At 70.1% G+C, this 15852-nt stretch carries 19 protein-coding genes; 13 read left to right on the forward strand and 6 right to left on the reverse strand.

The features are described from left to right. Entirely contained in the window at positions 1–831 is an 831-nt protein-coding gene (locus tag ACP95_RS01090; RefSeq protein WP_202593745.1) for a TrmB family transcriptional regulator, read from the reverse strand. A gap of 269 nt (positions 832–1100) precedes the next feature. On the opposite strand from ACP95_RS01090, the gene ACP95_RS01095 reads away from it, so the two are divergent. Together ACP95_RS01095 and ACP95_RS01100 are read left to right on the forward strand one after the other, a co-directional pair. Beyond that, on the forward strand, positions 1101–1910 hold the full coding sequence (locus ACP95_RS01095) for a TrmB family transcriptional regulator (protein ID WP_049979467.1): 810 nt from the start codon (positions 1101–1103) through the stop codon (positions 1908–1910). Positions 1911–1998: 88 nt separating this feature from the next. Further along, the gene (locus ACP95_RS01100; RefSeq protein ID WP_161782042.1) at positions 1999–2295 is read left to right on the forward strand and encodes a HalOD1 output domain-containing protein; all 297 of its coding nucleotides are present in this window, start codon (positions 1999–2001) and stop codon (positions 2293–2295) included. Positions 2296–2316: 21 nt separating this feature from the next. Here ACP95_RS01100 and ACP95_RS01105 read toward each other — a convergent pair whose 3' ends face one another. From ACP95_RS01105 to ACP95_RS01110, 3 genes are all read right to left on the reverse strand, one after another. Continuing rightward, complete coding sequence (locus ACP95_RS01105; RefSeq protein ID WP_154018405.1) at positions 2317–2658, reverse strand: DUF7344 domain-containing protein; 342 nt, start codon at positions 2656–2658, stop codon at positions 2317–2319. Between the two features lie 348 nt (positions 2659–3006). After that, positions 3007–3159 (reverse strand): hypothetical protein, encoded by a 153-nt coding sequence (locus tag ACP95_RS15495; RefSeq protein ID WP_154018406.1) that lies wholly within the window; start codon positions 3157–3159, stop codon positions 3007–3009. Positions 3160–3211: 52 nt separating this feature from the next. Further along, positions 3212–3409, reverse strand: a complete 198-nt coding sequence (locus ACP95_RS01110) for a DUF1328 domain-containing protein (protein WP_049979442.1) — start codon at positions 3407–3409, stop codon at positions 3212–3214. A gap of 212 nt (positions 3410–3621) precedes the next feature. On the opposite strand from ACP95_RS01110, the gene ACP95_RS01115 reads away from it, so the two are divergent. From ACP95_RS01115 to ACP95_RS16220, 9 genes are all read left to right on the forward strand, one after another. Beyond that, a complete protein-coding gene (locus ACP95_RS01115; protein WP_154018407.1) occupies positions 3622–5097 on the forward strand; it encodes a hypothetical protein in 1476 nt (491 codons plus the stop codon). Between the two features lie 215 nt (positions 5098–5312). Beyond that, entirely contained in the window at positions 5313–5882 is a 570-nt protein-coding gene (locus tag ACP95_RS01120) for an acyltransferase (protein WP_049979444.1), read from the forward strand. After that, on the forward strand, positions 5879–6997 hold the full coding sequence (locus ACP95_RS01125) for a DegT/DnrJ/EryC1/StrS family aminotransferase (protein ID WP_049979445.1): 1119 nt from the start codon (positions 5879–5881) through the stop codon (positions 6995–6997). The genes ACP95_RS01120 and ACP95_RS01125 overlap by 4 nt, the downstream gene beginning before the upstream one ends. After that, positions 6994–7962 carry a Gfo/Idh/MocA family protein gene (locus ACP95_RS01130; protein ID WP_049979446.1) on the forward strand — a complete coding sequence of 323 codons (969 nt, stop codon included), beginning with the start codon at positions 6994–6996 and terminating at the stop codon, positions 7960–7962. Before ACP95_RS01125 ends, ACP95_RS01130 begins: the two co-directional genes overlap by 4 nt. Beyond that, positions 7959–9377, forward strand: a complete 1419-nt coding sequence (locus tag ACP95_RS01135; protein ID WP_049979447.1) for a nucleotide sugar dehydrogenase — start codon at positions 7959–7961, stop codon at positions 9375–9377. The genes ACP95_RS01130 and ACP95_RS01135 overlap by 4 nt, the downstream gene beginning before the upstream one ends. Further along, entirely contained in the window at positions 9368–10171 is an 804-nt protein-coding gene (locus tag ACP95_RS01140) for a hypothetical protein (protein WP_394324964.1), read from the forward strand. Before ACP95_RS01135 ends, ACP95_RS01140 begins: the two co-directional genes overlap by 10 nt. A gap of 155 nt (positions 10172–10326) precedes the next feature. Continuing rightward, positions 10327–10560, forward strand: coding sequence for a hypothetical protein (locus tag ACP95_RS01145; protein WP_049979448.1), 234 nt, complete (start codon positions 10327–10329; stop codon positions 10558–10560). A 190-nt stretch (positions 10561–10750) separates the two neighbouring features. Continuing rightward, positions 10751–11653 (forward strand): DUF4397 domain-containing protein, encoded by a 903-nt coding sequence (locus ACP95_RS01150; RefSeq protein WP_049979449.1) that lies wholly within the window; start codon positions 10751–10753, stop codon positions 11651–11653. 103 nt (positions 11654–11756) lie between these two features. After that, positions 11757–12692 carry a hypothetical protein gene (locus ACP95_RS16220; protein WP_154018408.1) on the forward strand — a complete coding sequence of 312 codons (936 nt, stop codon included), beginning with the start codon at positions 11757–11759 and terminating at the stop codon, positions 12690–12692. 25 nt (positions 12693–12717) lie between these two features. Here ACP95_RS16220 and ACP95_RS01160 read toward each other — a convergent pair whose 3' ends face one another. After that, positions 12718–13416 carry an SOUL family heme-binding protein gene (locus ACP95_RS01160; RefSeq protein ID WP_082224521.1) on the reverse strand — a complete coding sequence of 233 codons (699 nt, stop codon included), beginning with the start codon at positions 13414–13416 and terminating at the stop codon, positions 12718–12720. Further along, complete coding sequence (locus ACP95_RS01165) at positions 13409–14752, reverse strand: MBL fold metallo-hydrolase (protein WP_049979451.1); 1344 nt, start codon at positions 14750–14752, stop codon at positions 13409–13411. Before ACP95_RS01165 ends, ACP95_RS01160 begins: the two co-directional genes overlap by 8 nt. Positions 14753–14904: 152 nt before the next feature. On the opposite strand from ACP95_RS01165, the gene ACP95_RS01170 reads away from it, so the two are divergent. Beyond that, entirely contained in the window at positions 14905–15270 is a 366-nt protein-coding gene (locus ACP95_RS01170; RefSeq protein ID WP_049979452.1) for a group I truncated hemoglobin, read from the forward strand. Positions 15271–15430: 160 nt separating this feature from the next. Next, a complete protein-coding gene (locus tag ACP95_RS01175) occupies positions 15431–15745 on the forward strand; it encodes a hypothetical protein (RefSeq protein WP_049979453.1) in 315 nt (104 codons plus the stop codon). Positions 15746–15852 lie beyond the last annotated feature (107 nt).

The following is a 15852-nucleotide window of genomic DNA, read 5'->3' on the forward strand; positions in this document are numbered from 1 at the left end:
CTACCCCCCGTCTGCGACGGGGTCGTCCGTCGACAGCAGGCCGGTCGCCATCAGGCGGCGGACGATGGTGACCAGCCCGTTGTCGAACCCGCGGCCGAACACCGCCTGCTCGTGTTCGGGTCCCCGTTCACTCCCCGCGGTGAAGGAGCTCACGAGGATCGCCTGCCGGTCGACCAGCAGGAGTCGGCTGATCTCGGTGTGGTCCCCCGTCGTCGAGGACTGCTTCAGCCACTCCAGCCCGGAGACGAACACCTCCACGCCCGGGAGCTGATCCCTGATCGTCGACTGCAGCGGTTCGGAGACCGTCCCGACGATGACGCTCACCCCCCGTTCCTGTGCGGTCTGTAGCGTCTCGGCGAGTTCGGGGGTGAACACGCGATCGTGACCGACCACGAGCACGACCTCCTCGTTCGCGCCCTGGATCAGCTGGTGGGATCGGCTCGCGATCCCCTGCTCGCCGGTCATCGCCCACACCTCGTGGGTGACCTCCTCGGTCGACTCGTCCTCGGGGGGTTCGAGCGCGCCGAGCGTCGCCCGGAGCGACTCGGTGCGATCGACGTACTCGGCCCGGAGCGTGTCGACGGCCTCGTCGATGCCGACCGCGCGGAACACCTGCGGTTTCGCGTGCTGGGTCTCGACGAGCCCCTTCGACTCGAGCACCCTGATCGCGTCGTACACCCGCGTGCGCGGCACCTCCGAGATCTCGCTGATCTCCTTGGCCGTGGCGCGGCCGATTCGCGCGAGCGCGACGAACGATCTCGCCTCGTACTCCTTGAGCCCGAGCTGTTGGAGCAGCTCGACCGCCTGCTGCCGGTCTGATTGGTTCTCCATTAGGTTACTCTCGCGGCGTCGGCGCCCGCCCGCACCCGGGAAACTGCCAGCAGAGCCGTTCACTTAGATAGTGACAGGGAGATGCATAACAGTAGGGGTTCACACGACAAGAAAACGGGGAGAAAATTCGTTCACTCACTTAATCACAGTACACCTATACGTCCGCCTCCGTAAGGGGCTGGCATCGAGTGGCCGCGCTCACTGTCGTCGAGTCTGCCGGCCACGATGCGACTGACGGATCGGTTCGACGGACGGAGGAACGTGACCTGATGGCCAATAACCACCCCGATTCGGCGTGGACGACCGCGACCGAGCAGCTGCAGGCGCTCGGGCTGAGCGCCTACGCCGCGCGGACGTTCGTCGCCCTGGTCAGGCTGGGTGACGGCTCCGCGAAGGAGGTCAGCGAGAACGCCGACGTGCCCCGAACGCGGGTGTACGACGCCGTCGAGGAGCTGGCAGACCTCGGCCTCGTCGACGTCCAGCACTCCTCGCCCAAACGGTTCTGGGCGGTGTCCACCGAGACCACCGGTCAGCACTTCGACCGCGAGTACAGCCACCGCGTGAACACGCTGACGGACGCGCTCGACCAGCTCTCGACCGGGACACGGTCGACCGAACAGCGCGGCGTCTGGACGGTCACGGGTCGGGAAACCGTCACCGAACGGATCGACGAGTTCGTCTCGAGCGCCGAGGAGGAGGTCGTGTACATGACCGTCGACGACCTGCTCACGGAGCGGCTCACCGATAGCCTCGCCGACGCCGCCGACCGCGGCGTCTCGATCCAGCTCGCGGGGATGGCCGACGGCACCGAGGGCCACTTCGACGACGCGCTCCCGGAGGCGACGTACTTCGAGTCGATCTGGGACTGGGCGGACACGCCAGCCGGGCGCCTCCTGATGGTCGACCGCGAGAAGACGCTGGTGAGCGTCCTCGTCGACGACGGCGACGCCCCCTCGCGTGCGGAGACCGCCATCTGGGGCTCCGGGAGCGCCAACGGGCTCGTCGTGGTCCTCAAGGCGATGTTCGCCTGGCAGCTCGACAGAGACCACGACGATGGGGCGGCCGACAATCGGCGATAGAACTTTACTTCCATGAAACGTATCTACGAATCAAGCCGGAAAACCGGGCGCCTGGGCCAGCCCTCCGTATGCAGGTGGTGATCGACCGATGAGTGAGGAAAACGAGGACACTCCAACGGCTCCCGCGCGGGCGGGACGCGACGAGAACACCGTCCAGTACCAGTGGGACGGCGACGCCACGCCGAGCACCGCCGTCGTCGAGGCGGTCGCCGCCACGACGGGCCGCGAGCCGGAGGCACTCCCGCCGCTGTACGAGTCTGTCGACGCCGAGGCGATCGACGACCTGTTCTCGGACCCCGACGGGACGGTCCGGCTCTCGTTCGAGTACGCCGGCGTGACGGTGACGCTCCACGCGGACGGCGTCATCAAAGTCTCGCCGCCGTAGCGGCGACGACGGCCGGCCAGCTCAACACCCGCAGACGGAGACGTCCTCCCGCTCCGCCGCGATCCGACAGAGGAGCGACGTGGCCTCGTCGAAGTTCGCCCCCGGACCGACGAGATCCCGACGGGAGTCGAGTTCGACGACGTTCACGGCCTCGAGCCGCGGCAGGTGGTTGTGGTGGGCTGCGGTCGCCCACTCCGCGTGGGCCGTGTTCGCGCCGTCGACGCGGAAACACGCCTCGACGAGCGCCTCGACGGACGTTCGGCCCTCGCTCGTGAGCAGCTGGCCGAGGATCCGTCGTCGCTGACTGTCGGCGAGTAAGGTGAGCAACGTGTCGGTTGATATCGTCGGTGGTGATAGTGCCATTCGGGGAGTAACCTGCCGAGGCACACTTATGTGCCTGCTGACAGTTACGGGTTCGCGGGCACCGTGGATACGTCTGGTGTTCACTCGAATAATCACGCTCCTCGTCGCGACGCCGAGTGGGAGACCCGCCGCGGCCGAGGGGGGCCTGGGCTCGGGGCCTCGACCGCGGCGGGTCCGCTCGATCCGGAATGCAGGTGGGGCGAGGGGGCGGCGAGGGGGAAGCGCCGCCCCGCTCGTCTGGGTCGGGATCGGGGGCGGAATCGAACCGAGACCGAACCCGGTCCGGTCGATTCCAGTTCTCCCTTGTGGTGGAACCACTATTGTAAGGGAGTCATTTCGGGGGGTGGATCAGTAGTAGTACACCCCGACCTCGTTCTCGCAGTCCTCACACTGGTGCTCGCCGCCCTGGAGCCGCTGGGTCGTCCCCAGCACGTTCTGGATGTCGTGGGCCGACAGCGGGAGGGCCAGCCGGGAACCACAGTGGGGGCATTCGATCTGCATACCGACGAGAAACGGCGCAGATCCAGTTAGTAAGTCACCCCCTCAACGGTGCTCAGAGCACGATCGAGACCAGCATCAACACCAGGAACACGATGACGAGCCACTTCGCGACGGTCATGCTCAGCCCCGCGACGCCGCGGGCGCCGACGACCCAGGCGACGATCGCGAGCACGAGGAACACGACCGCCCACTCGAGGAACTCGCCGCTGAAGAACTGCAGGACCGGCGCCGCGGCTGTGTTAAGGGGCATACCCCGACTTCGTGGCTGGTCCTCTTTGTTACCGATCCCGTTGTACGCGCGCTGGTCCCGGCCGCGCCGACACGGCCGACTGTGTGGCACAGTCCGACTGGCTCCAGCCCGGTAGCCTGCGCCTGTGTCCGGACGCGAGCGGGCTCACACCCCCGGGGCCCGCCGAATTGAGGCCACATAACGAAACCGTCCCTGCCCCAATCATCGACCGAATGAACCGCCGTCAGTTACTCGGCTATCTCGCGGGCGTCGGCGCCGCCGGCACGGCGGGATGTGGGTTGACGCCGTCACGGCGGGGGCCACGGCCGCCACAGGACCCGGTGACGACGGGCGATCCGACCGCGACGCCGCGCACGGACTGGGACCCCCGGGAGCGGGTTCGAACGAGCGACCCGTCGACGGTCGCGACTGCGTGGGGCCTGGACGAGGTCGTCGACCTCGGCGAGTTGGGCGCCGACCGCGAGGCCGGCACGCCGATCGACGAGCTGGTGGCGTCCAACGCCACCGACGGCACGCTGCTGTACTTCCCGCCGGGACGCTACCGGATCGACGAGACTGTCTTCGTCGACGGCGACGATCGGATCGGCCTGCTCGGCGACGAGGCCACGATCGTCCCGACCGACGGGTTCGCGTCGACGGTCCTGGCGTTCGGCTACCCGGAGCCGTTGGCCGAACTGCTCGTCCGCGGGCTGACGTTCGACTACCGCGCGGAGGACACCGGCGGCCGGCCGGTGCTGGGCATCGCGGACGACCTAGTGCTGTACCGCGATCTCTCGGTCCGCGGCCCGTCCGACGTTTCGGGTGACATCGTCCGCCTCGACGTGACCACGCCCGAGGGGATCGGCGTCGTCGACAGGCTCTCGCTCCCCGACGGCTCGCCCGTCCCCAGCGTCACGGGCTGTGAGGTCGGCGACAACAACCACGGCGACGTGTCGTTCTACGACTGCCACATCGCGGGGTTCCCGGACAACGGGCTGTACGCCGACCCGCCGGAGGGCTCCATCAACGTGTTCGGCGGCTTCTTCCGCAACAACGGCGTCGCGGGCGTCCGCATCACCACCAGCGAGCCCAGCCTCGTCCGTGGGGTCCGGGTTCGGTGTGACGACGCCGACGGGGCGGGCGAGAACATGCGCGGCATCCGCCTCCGCGGCGGCTACGACCACGTCGTCGAGGACTGCGTCGTCGAACTGCTGGACGTGACCAGCAGCGACGGCGCGGTGACGATCGCCTCCGAGCTCGCCTCCGCGACGGTCAGGAACTGCCACCTCCACGTCGACGCCGACGGCGTGAACGCGATCCGGGTGAAGAGCCCGAACGCGGACGCGGACGACGCCGTCCGGGGGGGCCGTTCCGGTTCGAGAACATCCGGATCACCGGCGACGCCGCCGGCGGCGCCGCGATACAGGCGGCCGACCGCCGCGGCTGTACGTTCAGCAACCTCCAGATCCACCAGTCCGGCGACGATCGGGACGGCATCGTCACCACGAACGTCGAGGGGGAGCTGCTCGACACGTGTATCTCCGTCACTAACGACCCGCTCTCGCTGCGCAACTCACAGATCGAGCGCCGCAACGTCCGGGTCGGCGACGACCCCGAGACCGAACGCTGCGGGACGGATCGCCCGCCCGCCGACGGCACGCCGACGCCGCCGGAGTGAGGATCGCCGCCGCCCCCAGTTGCGACCGTAACCCGGTCAATAACCCCGTAACACCGTCATAACCCGCCGAAAGCGCGTCTATAACTTTGGGTCGGTCGGCGGCACCCTCTCGTAGCCGCCACCGGCGGAACCGACCATGTTCCACGCCCAATCTCCAGCCGACCACCGTCCCGGACCGTCCGACCAACCGCCAGAAGTCAGGGGGCTCCCCCGACGCAGTCGTGCCCTCGCGGGGGGTGGGCGCCGATGACCGACGCCGGCACCGACGCCGACGGCGAGATCCACCCCGGCGCCACCCTCGGCAGCGCCGACGGCGGCCCCACCATCGGTCGCGACCCGACGATCCGGAGCCACTCGGTCATCTACGGCGACGTGGAGATCGGCGACCGGTTCGTCACCGGCCACGGCGCGGTCGTGCGCGAGGGCTCCGTGCTCGGCGACGACGTGCTCGTCGGCACCCACGCCGTCGTCGACGGCGACTGCCGGCTCGGCGACGACGTCTCCCTCCAGACGGGGGTGTACCTCCCGCGGAACACGACGCTGGGCGACCGTGTGTTCCTCGGCCCCCACGCCGTGCTCACCAACGACCCCTACCCGCTGCGCGAGGAGGCCCCGCTCGAGGGGCCGACGATCGGCGACGACGCCTCCATCGGCGCCAACGCGACGATCCTGCCGGGCGTCAGCGTCGGCGAGCGCGCGTTCGTCGCCGCCAACGCCGTCGTCACCGAGGACGTGCCGCCGGAGACGCTCGCGGTCGGCGCGCCCGCCGAACACCGGCCGCTGCCCGAGCGGCTCCAGGGGGGGAACGACGCGTGATCCCGATCGCCGACCCCGACGTGGGCGAGGCCGAGACCGCGGCCGTCCGCGACGTGATCGAGGGCGGTCAGCTCGCTGACGGGCCCGAAGTCCGACGGTTCGAGGACGCGTTCGCGGCGCTCTGTGGCACCGAGTACGCCGTCGCGACGACCAACGGGACGACCGCGCTGCACGCCACGTTCGAGGCGCTCGGCGTCGGCGAGGGCGACGCCGTCGTCACGACGCCGTTCTCCTTCGTCGCGAGCGCGAACGCTGTCCGGCTGGCCGGCGCCGAGCCGGTGTTCGCCGACGTGGACCCCGAGACGCTGACGATCGACCCCAGCGAAGTCGCCGATATCCTGGCCGAGCGCGACGACGTGGCCGCGGTGCTCCCGGTCCACCTGTACGGCCTGCCCGCGGAGATGGACCGCCTGCGGGCGCTCGCGGACGCCCACGACGTGGCGCTGGTCGAGGACGCCGCCCAGGCCCACGGCGCGCGCTACCAGGGCGAGGTCGTCGGCTCGCTCGGCGACGCCGGCTGCTTCTCGTTCTACCCGACGAAGAACGCCACCAGCGCGGAGGGCGGGATGGTCACCACCGACGACCCCGAACTCGCCGAGCGCGTGCGCCGGTTCTGCGACCACGGCCGGACTGCGGGCTACGAGCACGCGGAGGTAGGTCACAACTTCCGGCTGACGAGCGTCTGTGCCGCCATCGGTCGGGTACAGCTCGACCGGCTGCCGTCGTTCAACCTCGCGCGCCGGGGGAACGCCGCCTACCTCAACGACCGGCTCGCCGACGCCGCCGTCGAGACCCCCGCGGAGCCGCGAGGCGTCCGCCCGGTGTACCACCAGTACACGGTCCGCACCGACGAGCGCGACGCGCTCGCGGCCCACCTCGAGCAGCAGGGCGTGGGCTCGAAAGTGTACTACCCGATCCCGATCCACCAGCAGCCGGCCTACGCCGAGTACGACGCCGACGCGCCCGTGGCCGAGCGGGCGGCCGAGCGCGTGCTCTCGCTCCCCGTCCACCCGGGGCTGTCGGTCGCGGAGATCCGGCAGGTCGCCCGCGCGGTCGAGACGTTCGAGCCGGCCGTCGACGCGGCCACGCCGGAGCCGGAGGTGATGGACCCGTGAGCGACCCGCTCCGGACCGGCGTCGTCGGCGTCGGGAGCATGGGCCGCAACCACGCCCGGGTGTACCAGGAGCTCCCGAACAGCGAGCTCGTCGGCATCGCCGACGCCGACGTGAGCGCGGCCGCGGCCGCGGCGACGGAGTTCGAGACGGCGATCTACGAGGCGCCGGACCTGCTGGAGGTGGTCGACGCCGTCTCAGTCGCCGTCCCCACGCGGGTCCACGCGTCGCTCGTGCGGGACTGCATCGACGCCGGCGTCGACGTGCTCGTCGAGAAGCCGTTCGTCGACGACCCCGCGGTCGGCCGCGAACTCGCCGCCGACGCGGCCGAGGCGGGCGTCACGATCCAGGTCGGCCACATCGAGCGGTTCAACCCGGCCGTCCAGACGCTCCTGCGGGCGTTTCAGGACCTCTCGGTCGTCGCCGTCACGGGCGAGCGACTGGGCCCGCCCGTCGAGCGCGACATCGAGGCCAACGTCGTGTTCGACCTGATGATCCACGACATCGACCTGCTCTGTACGCTGCTCGACGCCGAGCCGACGCTCGTCTCCGCCGCGGGCGCGGGCGACGGCGAGTACGCGACGGCGACGTGGGCGAGCGACGGCGCCGTCGCCTCGCTCACGGCCAGCCGGCTCACCCAGGAGCGCGTGCGCCGGCTGACCGTCACCGCCGAGGAGTGCCGGGTCGTGGTCGACCTGCTCGACCAGACCGTCGAGGTCCACCGCCGCTCCCGGCCCGAGTACGTCGCCGCCGACGGCGACGTGCGCCACCGGATCGAGAGCGTGATCGAGCGCCCGTTCGTCGAGAGCGGCGAGCCGCTGAAGGAGGAGCTCTCGGCGTTCCTCGACGCCGCTGCCAACGGCACGGCGCCGGCGGTCACCGCCGAGGACGGTATCCGCGCGGTCGAACTCGCCAAGCGGGTGTCCGCGCTCGTCGACGAGCGGGCGACGACGGAGGTGTCGCAGTGACACCCTCGCTGTACGACACGCTCGCGTCGCCCGCCCGCCAGCGCGAGCAGTTCCGCGCGGGCGAGATCCCCGTGGCGGTGTACGGCCTCGGGAAGATGGGGCTCCCGCTCGCGGCGGTGTACGCCGAGCACACGGGCGCCGTCACAGGCGTCGACATCGACGAGCAGGTGGTCGAGCGCGTCAACGCCGGCGACTGCCCGGTGCAGGGCGAGCCCGGGCTCGACTCGCTGGTCGAGTCGCTCGCGGCCGAGGGCGCGCTGACGGCCACAACCAACGCCGCGACCGCGGCCCGGGACGCCGCGATCCACGTCGTGATGGTGCCGACGCTGATCGACGACGCGAACGACCCCGACCTCTCCGCGGTCGAGGCCGTCGTCGACGAGATCGCCGGAGGGCTGCTGCCGGGCGATCTGGTCGTGCTGGAGTCGACGCTCCCCCCGCGGGCGACCGCGGACGTGATCCACCCGACGCTGGTTGCGGAGAGCGACCTCGCCCCGGGGACGTTCGGCGTCGCGGTCTGCCCGGAACGGACCTCCAGCGGGCGCGCGCTGGCGGACATCCGCGGCACCCACCCGAAAGTCGTCGGCGGCGTCGACGCCGAGAGCGGCCGCGTCGCGGAGCTGGTGTACGACGAGCTGGTCGACAACGAGATCGTCCGCGTCGACGACGCCACGACCGCGGAGGCGGTGAAGGTGTTCGAGGGGCTCTACCGCGACGCCAACATCGCGCTGGCGAACGACCTCGCGCGGCTGACCGACGAGCTGGGGATCGACGTGCGGGAGGCCATCGACGCCGCGAACACCCAGCCGTACTGCGAGATCCACACCCCCGGCCCCGGCGTCGGCGGCCACTGCATCCCGTACTACCCGTACTTCGTGCTCAACTGGCTCGACGCCGACGTGCCGACGCTGTCGACGGCCCGCGCCGTCAACGACGGGATGCCGGCGTTCGTCGTCGACCGCGTTGCCGAGGGGCTGGCGGCGACGGCGACCGTCGACGACGCCGTGGGGCTCGCCGACGGCGGCGCCGAAACGAGCGACGCGGCGGATGCGTCCCCCGAGGACGCGTTCGACGACGCCACGGTCGCCGTCCTCGGCCTCACCTACCGCGCCGGGGTCCGTGAGACCCGCGCGAGCCCGGGGATCGACATCTGCGAGGAACTGGCCGACCGCGGCGCGAGCGTGCTCGCGGCCGACCCGCTGGTAGACGCCGCGGGCGTCCCGGCGACGGACGTGACGGTCGCGGACCTGCCCGAGCGTGCGCCCGACGCGGTCGTGCTCGCGACCGCCCACGACGCGTTCGACGCGGTGGACTGGGCGGCGCTGCCGCCGGCGGTCGTCGTCGACGGCCGGGACGTGCTCGACCTCGCTGCCACCGAGCACCGGCAGTACACGGTGGGCCGCGGATGGTCGTGAGCGACGACTTCACCACCGACGCGTACGCCGACCTCCTGGCGGCGATCGACGACGGCGGCTACGCGTTCCGCACCGTCAGGGAGTACCTCGCGGGTGAGGACCTGCCGGAACGGTTCGTGGTGCTCCGTCACGACGTGGACCGGATGCCGGCGCGGGCCTTGCGGATGGCGGAACTGGAGGCCGAGCACGGCGCCCGGAGCACCTACTACTACCGCACGTCGACGTTCGAGGCCGACCGAACCCGGACCGTCGTCGACCTCGGCCACGAGGTCGGCTACCACTACGAGGACTACGTGCGCGCCGACGGCGACCTCGCGGCCGCCCACGAGCGGTTCGCGACGAACCTGCACCGGTTCCGTCGCGCCCACCCGGCGCCGATCGAGACGGTCTGCATGCACGGCAACCCGCTGTCGCCCCACGACAACCGGGAGATGTGGACCGACTCCGAGGCGCCCGGCTTCGACGCGTACGACCTGCTCGGCGAGGCGTACCTCTCGATGGATTTCGACGACGTGACCTACTTCTCGGACACCGGCCGCACCTGGCGGGACGGGGCTTTGAAGATCAAGGACCACACGATGGGCGAGGGAGAGAAGCGCGCGAACCCCGACACCACCGCCGACCTCGCGGCGCTGTTCCGCGAGGGCGCCGTCGACCGCGCCTGCGTGCTCGCCCACCCCGAGCGCTGGGCGGACTCGTTCCCCGAACTGCTGCTGGCCCGCTCGACCGACGGCGCGGTCAACGCCGTGAAGCGGGGGATGCGGCTGTTGAACTACGGCGCCGCCGAGTCCTGAACGCGCCCCAGTACGGCCGCTGCCCCTCGGTGTCGCCGCATCGCGGGCGCCCGACCGCGAGAAGGACGATCGTACACGCTGTAGCGTGGCTATTACGAAGAATCGCGGGAGCGTCCCCGTAGTCGGTGGCGCAGACGCGCCCACCGGAGACACAGATGGTACGAGATTTCGAATCCAGCGACGAGGGGAAGACCGTCGTCACTGCCGACGGTGACGAGGTCGGAACGATCGAACAGATAGACCAGAACATGGCCCACGTGAAGCCGAAAGGGTCGCTCTCCCGGAGCGTCCGGCGACGGCTGGGCTGGGCCGAGGACGAGGACACGTACGAGATCACCCACTCGCGAGTGGCGCAGATATCGGACGACGAAGTCCACCTGCGGGAGTAGCTCGCGACGATTGATGGGGCGACCGTCGACGTCGTGGAGCCCGTCGACGCCGTGGGTTCCAGCGTCGGGCGCCCCTCGCCCGAAGGACGGCGGATTTTCTCGTAGGCTCACCGAACGAAACTTGTAGGACGGTATTACGCAGGCGCCAGCATCCATAACAAAACCCGTCGGCGGTCACGGTGGCTCCACGATGTCCGACCAGACAGACCAGGCAGTGGAGTCGCAAACTGAGACCACGGACCGCACGCGTCGCCGCTTTTTCGGCGTCGTCGGCGCCGTCGCGGGCGGGGTGTTCCTCGCCGGCTGTGGCGGCCCGGCGACAGAGACCGAGGGGTCGCCGACGGGGACGACCGAACCCGGCACGCCGATGGATACCGACACGCCGACCGAGGCCGGGACTGAGTCGCCGACCGACGGGGAGGAGTCGCCCACCGAGGAGACGGACACGGGGACGGAGACCGACGGGGCGATGGTTCGCGTCGCCCACCTCTCGCCGGACGCGCCCAACGTCGACGTGCTCGTCGACGGCGAGGCCGTGCTCGAGGACGTGGCGTTCGGCGCCGTCAGCGACTACCTCTCGCTCGCGGCCGGCACGTACACGGTGACGGTGACGCCCGCCGGTGACTCGGAGACGACCGTGTTCGAGGGCGAGGTGACCGTCGAGGCCGGGGTCGCGTACACCGTCGCCGCCATCGGCGAGGTGTCGGAGGACGCCGACCAGCCGTTCGAGCCGCTGATCCTGGAGGACGACCGCGAGCCGGCGAGCGGCGACAACGCGCGAGTCCGCGCGGTCCACGCCTCGCCCGACGCGCCGGCGGTCGACATCACCGCCGGCGGCGGGGAGACGGTGCTGTTCGACGGCGTCGCCTACGGCGAGTCGGGCAGCACGGAGGTGCCGGCCGGCGACTACACGCTGGAGATCCGCGGCGACACGGAGGGGAACGACGGCGAGGTCGTCGCCGAGTTCGACGTGACCGTCGAGGGCGGGCAGGCGTACAGCGCCTTCGCCGGCGGCTACCTCTCGCCGGACGACGAGCCGGCCGACACCGCGTTCGACCTGTTCGTCGTGCAGGACACCGAGGGGTCGATGTAGTGGGCACCGGCCCGAGCGCCCGCGTGCCGGCCGCCGCGGGCCGCGTTAGCCGGTTCGTAGCTTTACCCCGGCGTTCCGTCGGAGCCGGTAGTTACGACACCGCATGTCCCTGATAGCCTCACTTCAGGACCGCTTGCCCGTCGTTCCCGCAGTGGAAGCCCTGCTGCTGGGGGCGTCGTCGCGGCGCCCGCTCGGGACGAACGTGTTCGACCGGGAGTGGGACCTGCTGATCGTGCTGGACACCTGTCGGTACGACGCGCTCCGCAGCCTCGCGGGGGAGTACGCGTTCGTCGACGACGTGGGCTCGCTGTACAGTCTCGGCAGCTCGACGCGGGAGTGGGCCGCGAACACGTTCACCGAGGGGTACCGCGAGCGGATCGCGGAGACGGCGTTCGTCTGCAGCAACGCGCAGGTGGCGCGGACGCTCGAGGCCGGCAACGCGATGGAGTCGCCGCTCGCCCAGCGTGTCACGTCCTGGGACACCGTCGACCCCGACGCGTTCCACACGTTCGACTCCGTCTCGGACTACGCGCCGATGGACCCGTTCGGCGGCACGTGCATCCCCGAGATCGCGACGGACCGGGCGATCCGGGCCGGCCGGGAGGTCGACGCCGAGCGCATGATCGTCCACTACCTCCCGCCGCACAGCCCCTTCCGCGTCGACGCGCTCCGGGAGAACCGCCCGCTCGAACGCTACGAGTACCGACCGTTCGACTACCTCCGTGACGGCGGCGATCGGGAGAAAGTGTGGGCGCAGTACCTCGACGAACTCCGCTGGGTGCTCGACTCGGTCGGGGTGCTGCTCGAGAACGTCGACGCCGAGACCGCGGTCGTCACCGCCGACCACGGCGAGCTGTTCGGCCACCTCGGCCTGTACAGCCACCCGACCGGGGTCCCCCACCCGGGGCTGCGGCGCGTCCCGTGGCTGGAGACCTCGGCGACCGACACCGGGAGCTACGAGCCGCGCTACGAGGAGCCCGACCGGCAACGGGCGCCGAAGGAGACCGCGAAACAGCTCGAGTATCTCGGCTACCGGTGAGCACCCTGCCGGAGCCCTCTCTTCGTTACGGACCGCCCGCGACCTTGACGGCGACCTCGTTCCGCCGCAGGAACGGGAGCGTCCACGGCGCGTCGTAGCCCATGAAGAACGACTCGCCGACGGTCGCCACGTCGGCGTCGGCGAGCGTCGACAGCAGCTCGTCGCGCTCGCGGGCGATCCGCGCCGTCGTCGGCCGCCAAGAGAACCGTCTGACCGCCAGCGTGCGCTCGGGGACCGTCACCAGGTCGACGCGGTCGTCCGTCGGCGTCGGCGCCGACTCGGGGCCGTACTCGGCGGGGAGGAAGAACGCCATCCGGACGCCGTCCCGCCGGTCGTCGGCCGCGCCGTCGTCTCGCTCGGGGAGCCGGCGCCCGAGGTCGACCTCGACGGGCGCCGTCATCGAGATCGACGCGCCGCGGCCGTCGATCTCGACCGGCGTGGTCATCGACACGTCCGTGCTCCCCTCGTTTTCGCCCGTGATGTACCGGAACAGCCGGACGAACGCCTGGTTCTCGGAGTCGGCGACCGTCTCGACCGTCGTGACGCGGGGGTAGCGCCTGAGCTCCACGTCGCCCAGCCGGGCGACGACGGTGTAGGGAACCGTCTCGGTGGTCTCGCGCTGGCGGCGGCTCCAGAGCGTCGCCGCCACGAGGGCGCCGAGGGTGAGTCCGGCGCCGATCGTCGCGGCCCGCTTCGCGCGCCGGAGGGTAGTCGACTCAGGCATGGAAGGACCCCAGACAGTTGTACAGTTGGCGCTCGTAGATGTCGGGCTGCTTGGCGATGCCGAGGTGGGAGCCGATCTTGGCGTCGCTCCAGTGGGCCTTTTCGGTCCCCTGCAGCAGCCAGTTCAGCAGCCGCGGATCGACCTCGATCCGGACGTAGCCGTCGTACTGGTCCATCTCGGGCGACGCCACCAGCTCGTACCCCTCGCCGTCGAAGGTGAGCTCGACGTACTCGTCGTCGAGGAGGCTGACCAGCACCGTCGTGTCGGTCTCGAACCCGACGGACTGGCGGTTCGCCTCGAAGCTCTCGTACGCCGCGGGGAGGCGGTCGTACAGCTCCTCGCGCTCGGGCATCGGCGCGTCCTCGTAGTCGAACGACCGCTCGGCGAGCACCTCGTCGATGTACTCCCGCTTGGCCTGCTGGTCGATCGGTTCGAAGGGGCTCGAGACGTCCCCCGCGGCGAGGTCGATGTGCTCGCCGGAGTTGAGGAAGACGGGCTCGTGGTCGTCGGGGACGTTCCGCTCGAACCAGTCGTACGCCTCGACCCGCGGCGGGTTCGCGGTGTACTGGTTCAGGGGCGCGAGCTCGCCGGCGAGCACGTACTCGCCCGCGAACGGCAGGTAGTAGTCGGGCTCCAGCAGGTCGACGAACTGCGTCGCGAGCTCGTGTTTCTCCCGGATGACCGCGTCGCGGGCCTGCAGTTTCTGCTCGTGGCTGTAGTCGAGCATGCACTGGGGGTAGAACTGCGCGGCGCTGTACTGGTGACAGAGCAGGTCCACGTCGCCGTAGCGCTCCTTCACCTGCCGCATGCTGGTCTCGACCATCGGGTACGGGCAGTCGTTCATGTTGACGACGACGTGCTCGCCGTCGTCGATCGCCGCCAGCGAGTCGACCTGCGTCGAGCCGAGTTCGGGGTTCCCCTCGACCCACGAGCAGCCGAAGTAGTTGCCACAGATCTCCGGGTCGCAGGCGTCGGCGGCGAGGATGTTGATGTGGAGGTCGCCCGCCAGGTGGGTGCGGGCGTCGTGGTCGAGTTCGATCACGTCGAACCCCAGCGCGTCGATCTCCTCGCGGAGGTAGTCCCAGCGGTAGTCGTGGATATACACCGGGACGTCGGCGTCGAACTGCCGGAGCGTCGCCGGGTCGAAGTGGTCCGGGTGGATGTGGGAGATGTAGATCCCGTCCACGTCGTCGAAGTCGTCCGGCTCGGCCTCCAGCGGCGGGTAGTGACACCAGGAGCCGTAGAACGCGCCGTCCTCCAGCCACGGGTCACAGAGCAGCTTGGCCCCGGCACTCTCGACGAGGATCGCCGCAGAACTGAGGTAGGTGACCTTCATTTGCCTCGAGGTAGCTATCGTGGTGGGTTCGTTATTGAGTGATTACCGCGCTCCGGTGCCGCGCGACTCATCACGGCGCTGTCACCCGAATCGAATGCCCCGAACATGTTCTTTCACGCCCGTTTTATGCAAAGAAAACCTCTGCTAACGCGATGTCAGAGGCAGAAACGATTTACGCCGAGATCGGTGGACGCGACGCCGTCGAATCTGTCGTGTCCGAGTTCTACGACCGGGTGTTCGACGACCCCCTCCTCGAACCGTACTTCGAGGGGATCGACCGGGAGCAGCTGTACGCCCACCAGGTCCAGTTCATCAGCGCCGTCGCGGGCGGCCCGGTCGACTACGACGGCGCCGACATGCAGGAAGCCCACGCGGGCATGGGGATCACCGGCGAGGCGTTCGACCGGGTCGCCACGTACCTCGAGGAGGCACTCCGGGCGAACGGCGTCGACGAGGCGAACACCGAGGCGATCCTGACCGAGGTCGGCGCGCTCAAACCCGACGTCGTCGGGCAGTAAGCCGGGCCGAGAAGCGTTCGGCGCGGTGCTCGGGGGCGTCGACGCCGTCGTCGCAGACTCGAGTGAGTCTTCTTCGCAGCACGCGGTTGCACGGAGCGGATCTTAACCAACAGTACCAAGTTGAGTGGCGGCGTCTGTTGGTTAAGAACGGCTGCCACCCATGTCCTACGAGAAACCGACGCCCCCGGCGGAACTCCCGGAACCGGCCGCCGAACGCCTCGACGCCTACTCGCCCGACGAACTCCGGGCGGTCGCCAGCTACGCCGACGCGCTCGCCGAGTACCGGGAGCGTGCCGAACGACTGAGTGGGGACGACGCCGACCAGGCGGCGACGGCGGACCGCCCAGACGGCGTCCCGGCGAAGGCGTCGACGACGGTCAAGGAGATCAACGGGAACCGCTACTCCTACTGGCAGTGGCGGGAAGGCGACACGGTCCGATCGCAGTACGAAGGCCCTGTCGAGGGCGAGGAGTAGCGCGCAGGTCGGGGCGGTCGGCGTGGCAGTCAACTGGCGGCGCCGAACGTATCGGAAATCAGGTAGGAAGCCCGCCGTTCACCGTCGAAGACGACCATCTATCCACC

Origin of the sequence: Halolamina rubra, assembly GCF_000739555.1 — an archaeon.
GTDB lineage: Archaea > Halobacteriota > Halobacteria > Halobacteriales > Haloferacaceae > Halolamina > Halolamina rubra.

Coding starts and splice junctions, on each gene's coding strand:
- ACP95_RS01110 (WP_049979442.1), bottom strand. CDS start 3,409: ATGCCCCTTAACACAGCCGCGGCGCCGGTCCTGCAGTTCTTCAGCGGC.
- ACP95_RS01140 (WP_394324964.1), top strand. CDS start 9,368: ATGGTCGTGAGCGACGACTTCACCACCGACGCGTACGCCGACCTCCTG.
- ACP95_RS01175 (WP_049979453.1), top strand. CDS start 15,431: ATGTCCTACGAGAAACCGACGCCCCCGGCGGAACTCCCGGAACCGGCC.
- ACP95_RS01170 (WP_049979452.1), top strand. CDS start 14,905: ATGTCAGAGGCAGAAACGATTTACGCCGAGATCGGTGGACGCGACGCC.
- ACP95_RS01105 (WP_154018405.1), bottom strand. CDS start 2,658: ATGGCACTATCACCACCGACGATATCAACCGACACGTTGCTCACCTTA.
- ACP95_RS15495 (WP_154018406.1), bottom strand. CDS start 3,159: ATGCAGATCGAATGCCCCCACTGTGGTTCCCGGCTGGCCCTCCCGCTG.
- ACP95_RS01165 (WP_049979451.1), bottom strand. CDS start 14,752: ATGAAGGTCACCTACCTCAGTTCTGCGGCGATCCTCGTCGAGAGTGCC.
- ACP95_RS01115 (WP_154018407.1), top strand. CDS start 3,622: ATGAACCGCCGTCAGTTACTCGGCTATCTCGCGGGCGTCGGCGCCGCC.
- ACP95_RS01090 (WP_202593745.1), bottom strand. CDS start 831: ATGGAGAACCAATCAGACCGGCAGCAGGCGGTCGAGCTGCTCCAACAG.
- ACP95_RS01120 (WP_049979444.1), top strand. CDS start 5,313: ATGACCGACGCCGGCACCGACGCCGACGGCGAGATCCACCCCGGCGCC.
- ACP95_RS01095 (WP_049979467.1), top strand. CDS start 1,101: ATGGCCAATAACCACCCCGATTCGGCGTGGACGACCGCGACCGAGCAG.
- ACP95_RS01160 (WP_082224521.1), bottom strand. CDS start 13,416: ATGCCTGAGTCGACTACCCTCCGGCGCGCGAAGCGGGCCGCGACGATC.
- ACP95_RS01145 (WP_049979448.1), top strand. CDS start 10,327: ATGGTACGAGATTTCGAATCCAGCGACGAGGGGAAGACCGTCGTCACT.
- ACP95_RS16220 (WP_154018408.1), top strand. CDS start 11,757: ATGTCCCTGATAGCCTCACTTCAGGACCGCTTGCCCGTCGTTCCCGCA.
- ACP95_RS01100 (WP_161782042.1), top strand. CDS start 1,999: ATGAGTGAGGAAAACGAGGACACTCCAACGGCTCCCGCGCGGGCGGGA.
- ACP95_RS01150 (WP_049979449.1), top strand. CDS start 10,751: ATGTCCGACCAGACAGACCAGGCAGTGGAGTCGCAAACTGAGACCACG.